The organism is Flavobacterium xanthum, from assembly GCF_900142695.1.
Lineage (GTDB): Bacteria > Bacteroidota > Bacteroidia > Flavobacteriales > Flavobacteriaceae > Flavobacterium > Flavobacterium xanthum.
Genome location: NZ_FRBU01000071.1, coordinates 1 through 6,288, shown reverse-complemented (window position 1 = coordinate 6,288; position 6,288 = coordinate 1). Strand labels below are relative to the sequence as shown.

Sequence of the window (6,288 nt, the reverse complement as noted above, 5' to 3'; positions counted from 1 at the left end):
TCTTCTTGTTCTTGACATAATTCTGCTAATTTAAGGTTTTTAATCCTATCTTAAATTCACACAAAAAGTTGTACGTTTTTTGGGGAGCAGCATAGAATAACATAAGCCAATTCCCAATCTTTTATCACTTTTTTCAGTTGATAAAAGGATTGCATTTTGCTGCTTTCTAAATTGACTTCTTCTTTAGTTCCATTAATTATTATCCCTTTACTGTTCTTGTTGTTATCAATCAAGGATGATTTTAATTGTGAAATGCTATTCAATAAGTTTTTATAACTTTTCTGGGCCTGTAGATATCCTAATTTTTTATTATCAAAATCTTGAGCTGATATGACGCCTTTATTGAACAAAGTTTCATAACGATCCACTTCATTTTTTTGTAATTGTAATTCACTTTCATTAATTATTTTTTGTTGTAGCAAAAGGCTGAGACGTTCCCTAATTTGTAAATTTTCTGAACGTTGCGCCTTCCCTTCCATTATAAAAGGCTGCAAATCAGAATTTAATTTATTTGCAATATAAGCCGCATGAAAAAGAGCATAAGTACTTTCTATATCACCTAGTTGTGCATCTTTCAACTTTTCAAAGTCAAATTTATTCCCTTGTGAATAATCTTCTATTATACTTTTAAGCAAAAATACATCCTTATAATTAGCTGTATTTTGAATAATTGCCAAAGGGCTATTCTCTTGTACTGTACCTTTGTCATCAACAAGTAATGTTTCTATCTTTCCTGACGTTCTGGCTACTAATTTTTCTGGAGGAACTGTAGTGGTAATTACAATTTCGGTAGATACAATGTCTGGATACTTAATAAACCAGGATAGTAAAAGCAAGATAATCACAAAGCCTAACAATAATGTATTTCCCCATCTTAAAATAGCTAGAGGAGGGTCTGAAAGAACATCTCTTACTTGTTCACTATAAATTTTCAATCCGTCATTCAATTCTTCCATACTAATTTCCTAATTCCAATTGGTTTTTAACCAATTCATAATATTTCCCTCTTAGCTCTGTCAAATTTCCATGAGTTCCTTGTTCTACAACAACCCCGTCTTCTAAAACAATAATATTATCTGCATTTTTTACTGTACTCAAACGATGAGCTACAATAATAGCTGTTTTTTCTTTTAAGAAAGTATCTAAATTTTGCATAATTACTTTTTCATTGTTGGCATCAAGTGCCGAAGTTGCTTCATCAAAGAAAACATAAAAAGGATTTTTATATACTGCTCTCGCAATCATAATACGTTGTTCCTGACCACCGCTTAATCGAATACCTGATGTTCCAAGTTCCGTATTGTATTTATTTGGTAATTTTTGAATAAAACTATCCAAATTGGCAACAAATGCGGCATTGTTTAATTTGTCTCTATCAATAATTTCATTTTGTTCAGATTCAGAGATATTACCGCCAATAGTATCATTAAACATAAAAGTATCCTGCATAACAGCACCGCAATTAGAACGCCAATAATCATTGTTAATATGTGTTAAATCAACTGATCCTATATTGATACTACCTTTTGTTGGCTCATGAAATTTCAACAATAATTTCATGAGAGTAGTTTTTCCACTTCCACTTGCTCCCACTATGGCGGTGGTTTTACCTTCCGGTATACAACAATTAATATTCTTCAAAACAAAAGGTGTCGATTTTCCACCGTATCTATACGACAAATCTTTAATTTCTATTGTTTTATTTTCAGTTAATTCTTTAACTTTATTCAACTTCAAGTCGTCTTCATCCTCTTTACAGTGCACTTGTGATAATCGCTCTAAACTAATTTTTGCGTCTTGCCAAGTTTGTATGAATGCGACAAAATTCCCTAAAGGTAAATTCAGTTGTCCCACAATATATTGAATCGTCACCATCATCCCAAGTGTCAGTTCGCCATCAACAACCGCTTTGGCAGAAAGAAAAGTAATCGCAATGTTTTTCAATTCATTGATAAAAGTGGCTCCAATCGATTGATATTGTGCCAGTTTTAATGTACTTAATGATGTTTTAAATAGACTGATTTGCGTATACTCCCATTTCCATCGATTCTTCCTTTGTGAGTTATTAATTTTTATTTCTTTGACTCCATTAATTATTTGTATTAATGAGGTTTGACTTTGAGACGTTTCATCAAATCTTTTATAATCTAATTCCGCTCTTTTCTTTAAGAAAAAAAAAGTCCAACTGACGTAAAGAACCGCCGAAACCATAAAAACAAGAAATATTTTCAGATTATAATACGCCAGAATGCCATTGAAGATAACAAAACTAACCATAGAAAAAACCATGTTCAAAGTTGATGAAGAAACAAAATTCTGAATACGTGTATGATCTGTAATACGTTGCAAGTGTTCACCTGTATTTCTTGTTTCAAAATACGAAACTGGAAGTTTTAGCATTTTGAACAAAAAATCCGAAATCATTTTGATATTAAAGCGGCTCGTAATGTGGATAAGTAACCATTCCCTAAAAATACTAACCACGGTTTGAGACAATATCAATACCAATTGCGAAATCAAAATCAAGTAGATAAAAGGAATATCCCGATTATTCACGCCAATATCTACAACTGATTGCATCAAGAAAGGTAACAAAAACTGAATAACAGTCGCCACCAACAAACCCACAAACAACTGATGAATTAGTTTTTTATATGGTTTGAAATACGGGACCAAAAACGAAAATCCTTTGTTTTTATCCCTATCTTCATCCAACACGTAAAACTGTACATTAGGCTCTAATAGCAATACGAAACCTGTATCATCAGTAGTGTTTGTCCATGCTTTATTGAAATCTCCGTGTGAATACTGTAATAAACCTTGTGCGGGATCAGCAACATAGATTTTTGTTTTTGTGGTTTTATATACTACTACAAAATGTTTTTGTCTCCAGGGTGTTATAAAAGGAACAGGAGCCTCAGTTACCAAACTTTCAATTGAAATTCGCATACCGAGGGTACGCATTTCAATAGCCTCGGCAGCCTCAGCAATACCAGCCATAGTAACGCCAATTTTGGTAATACTGGCCTTGTCTCTCAAGAAATCTCTCGAAAAAGTTTTACCGTAATGTTTGGCAATCATTCTTAAACAAGTTGGACCACAATCTCTACTATCTAACTGTTTGAAATGCGGAAAATCTTTTTTTATCATTTATGCTTTACTCTTTTTAATCAAAATCCAAACATTATGGTTAAAATTACTTTTGTTGATTCCTGTCAATTTTTCAAGTATTTTAAAATAATTTTCATTCCCTTTTTCATATTTACCACAACTTAAGAGTTCAAGAACCGCAGCAAACCCCTTTTCTTTTTCAATTTTTTCAATGATTAAAGCATTGATAACGTAACTAACCACTAAATGGTTTTGTTTACTTTCACCAAAGTTGTAAAATTGTTCATACAGTGTTAACCAATCTGAAGCGGGATCAGAACTTACTTTATCTTTGAATATTTTTAAAATTTGTTCCCAACTAATCCCCCAACTTCCCCCATAAAGATAAGCACAACCTTCATCAACTGGCTTATTAGTGATGCTTGGTGAAAGCACATTACGTAAACGGTCGTGCCATAAATCGTGTGGATCAAAAGAATCAAAAGTAGTGTTAGACGCACCGCTTACCAATAAAATAGTATTGTTTTCATTAGCATTAAATGTACTAGAAACTCGACCGTTGTAATCCAACTTAAATTTTACACCGATGGTCTGCAAAATTTCGGGTAAATCTTCGCAACCATACCATTCGATTTGCCCGCTTGTTGCTTCTAATTTATCGTCAAAAGCGGCTACTGCTTTTATATATTCTGATGCTTTTTTCGAGTTTAATGTGTTTTTGAAATGAAAAGTACACTTGCCTATTTTTTTGGTTTGCCACGAAATAGTATTGCGTTTCAAAGGAGAATAAAAATAAAATTGATTCTCTTTCTGCTTTGCTAAAACCTCAAAACTGGCCAACAGAATTGGTACATTTTCATTTATACCAATGTATGAAAATTGAATTAAAAAATTGACATTGTCAATTTGCACCACATTTGTTAAATATCCTTTATAAAAATTATCATCCTTATATTTTCCACTTTTCTCAATTCCTTTCATCTCGTCAAGCAGTATGGAAGTTTCCAATAAGTCCTCTTTTAGTACAAAAGGGTTTGCTTTGTTTGGCATTTCTTTAAGACTTAAAAATCCATTTAATGATTTAATCAGATTATTAGCAGCCAAGGTGTCCTTTGGTAAATTGATATATGATGGAATAATTAAAGGCTTCGTTTGCCCGAATGTAAAAAAAGTTAGCAAAAATAATAGGGTTGAAAAAATTAGTTTTAGTGTCATGTTTTTTGTTAAATATTATATATTAATTACTTTTTATGATCATTGTTATTTATTTAATCCTTCCATTTTTTCTGATAAGGATAGGTCTCATAAAGGGTATTGTCTTCATTAATTGTATAACCTTTTCTACCATCTTGCTCAGATTCTTTCATCAACACTTTATATTCCTCAACTTTTCCTAATTTTGCTAAACAAATGGCTTTATAATATTTCACGTCCGAAAAATTGGGATAAATCTTTAAGGTTTTATCAAATTCAATGATAGCCTCATTCAACTTCTTTTGTTCGTATTTTGCAATCCCAAAATAGAATAAAGCCGTAGGATGCTCCAATCCTTCCCTGTTTTTAAAAATATCATCTATATATTCCTTAAAAAGTTGTTCAGCTTTAGCATATTCATTAAGCTGTAAATAACACAAACCAATATAAAAATTATAGGTATGATCCATTACATATCCATTACCAAATCGTTTTTTACAATCTTCAAAATCCAATATGGCTGCACTGTAAGTTTTAGCAAAAACACACTTAATGAAAGCTCTATAGGACTGCCATCTTTCAGGATTGAATTTTACGGCTTTATCAATATAACGCATCCCTATTTCATACTTTTTTGCTTTAAAGTAGGGCATCGCTTTCTGTTGCCATAAATAAGCAGCCGTACTGTCATTTTTTAATCCTGCGTCTAAACAAGATTGCCATTCAGCCATATTATAATTGTAATTGTATTTTTCAGCGCAATTAGAGACAAATTCCTCTACCAAAGCCTCCTGGTTTTTATTAGTTATTTCTACCATATCTTTTGTCTTTTGTCCAAAAGTGATTAAAACAAAATGTAAAGCAATTAAAAGAATAGTTTTTTTCAAAATGATTTATTTAGTATTAATTTCAGCAAAACTTTTAAAGGTGAAATTATACGGTTGATTACTATAATCGAAATGTTTAATAAGGGGATTCCATTTTTCAAAAACTTCAATAAACTTTGATTTTATCAAAGTATATAAATTGATACCGGCTCCTGTCAAGATATTCTCAATACCACTAAAATGGATGATTAATTCTTCTAAAATTTCAATGTCACGAGAACATTTTCCTAGGTAAAAACCAATTCTCCCAGTGGCTTCCATTTGTTGTTTTTCGTTGAATAATTTGTTATTCAAACAATTATCCAAACACATAAGTGTAGTATAATAAGTATAAAAAGCATGCAAAAGTACATAAATACTTCTAGGATCTTTTTGCTCTAAAATCTCTCCAATATTTTGATTTTCATCATTCTTAAATATCGCTTTTTTGTCATTACACAAAGTTGTTAATATAATATGTCCCGTTTGATGTGCGATATCATCTACAAAGAATACTTCGTCATAATCATCTTGATAAACATTAAAGAAAGCGGTACCATGCGCATAAATTGTAGCAAAGTATCCGCCCGACGAACCCCATATTTTTTAGATTAACCTAAGGTAGTAGTTTTGTTCTAAACAATTTAGACATGAATAAAAATGAATTTATGTTATCCCGAGTTGAATCTTGGAAACAAAGTGGACTTTCACAACAAGCGTATTGCGATCAAGCAGGTATTAAATTAGGAACCTTCAGCTATTGGATACGAAAAAGCAAAAATGAAGAAGCACAAAGCGGAGGTTTTATTGCACTGAAAAAACCAGTTTTCGCTTTAGAAAACAAATACGAAATCGTATACCCTAATGGAGTTGTGCTGCGAGTGGATACGGATAATTTAAGTGAACTTTCGGCTTTAGTAAACCTATATTAGTGTTTAGCCTTAGTAGTTCACATACCTTTTTGCTCTACCCCAAAGTTTGCGATATGCGCAAAAGTTTTAATGGTTTGTGCGGTCTTGTTGCCAATGAATTAGGACGCGTTGCACATAGTGGGGAAGTGTTCATTTTTATCAATCGAAATAATAATCAGATGAAACTTTTACACTGGGAATCCGGT

7 protein-coding genes are annotated in these 6,288 nt (G+C 31.9%); 2 read left to right on the top strand and 5 right to left on the bottom strand.

Translation table 11 applies throughout. From position 1 onward, the window contains the following. Positions 1-56 precede the first annotated feature (56 nt). From BUC11_RS16130 to BUC11_RS16110, 5 genes are read right to left on the bottom strand one after another with little or no spacing between them, the layout of a single operon-like run. Complete coding sequence (locus tag BUC11_RS16130) at positions 57-956, bottom strand: HlyD family secretion protein (RefSeq protein ID WP_073355711.1); 900 nt, start codon at positions 954-956, stop codon at positions 57-59. Between the two features lies 1 nt (position 957). Then, complete coding sequence (locus BUC11_RS16125; protein ID WP_073355710.1) at positions 958-3,150, bottom strand: peptidase domain-containing ABC transporter; 2,193 nt, start codon at positions 3,148-3,150, stop codon at positions 958-960. Continuing rightward, on the bottom strand, positions 3,151-4,326 hold the full coding sequence (locus BUC11_RS16120) for a hypothetical protein (RefSeq protein WP_073355708.1): 1,176 nt from the start codon (positions 4,324-4,326) through the stop codon (positions 3,151-3,153). It lies immediately after the preceding gene. Positions 4,327-4,379: 53 nt separating this feature from the next. Next, complete coding sequence (locus BUC11_RS16115) at positions 4,380-5,192, bottom strand: tetratricopeptide repeat protein (protein WP_073355706.1); 813 nt, start codon at positions 5,190-5,192, stop codon at positions 4,380-4,382. A gap of 6 nt (positions 5,193-5,198) precedes the next feature. Then, positions 5,199-5,633, bottom strand: coding sequence for a hypothetical protein (locus BUC11_RS16110; protein ID WP_073355705.1), 435 nt, complete (start codon positions 5,631-5,633; stop codon positions 5,199-5,201). A gap of 188 nt (positions 5,634-5,821) precedes the next feature. On the opposite strand from BUC11_RS16110, the gene tnpA reads away from it, so the two are divergent. Both tnpA and tnpB read left to right on the top strand, forming a co-directional pair. After that, complete coding sequence (tnpA, locus tag BUC11_RS16105) at positions 5,822-6,103, top strand: IS66 family insertion sequence element accessory protein TnpA (RefSeq protein ID WP_073353117.1); 282 nt, start codon at positions 5,822-5,824, stop codon at positions 6,101-6,103. Next, positions 6,103-6,288: IS66 family insertion sequence element accessory protein TnpB (tnpB, locus tag BUC11_RS17435; RefSeq protein ID WP_394332908.1), on the top strand; the 186-nt coding region annotated here is incomplete at its 3' end. The genes tnpA and tnpB, both read left to right, overlap by 1 nt.

What these genes read in the sequence shown, in the direction of transcription:
- BUC11_RS16125 (WP_073355710.1), bottom strand. Translation starts at nt 3,150, where the DNA reads ATGATAAAAAAAGATTTTCCGCATTTCAAACAGTTAGATAGTAGAGAT.
- tnpA (WP_073353117.1), top strand. Translation starts at nt 5,822, where the DNA reads ATGAATAAAAATGAATTTATGTTATCCCGAGTTGAATCTTGGAAACAA.
- BUC11_RS16120 (WP_073355708.1), bottom strand. Translation starts at nt 4,326, where the DNA reads ATGACACTAAAACTAATTTTTTCAACCCTATTATTTTTGCTAACTTTT.
- BUC11_RS16130 (WP_073355711.1), bottom strand. Translation starts at nt 956, where the DNA reads ATGGAAGAATTGAATGACGGATTGAAAATTTATAGTGAACAAGTAAGA.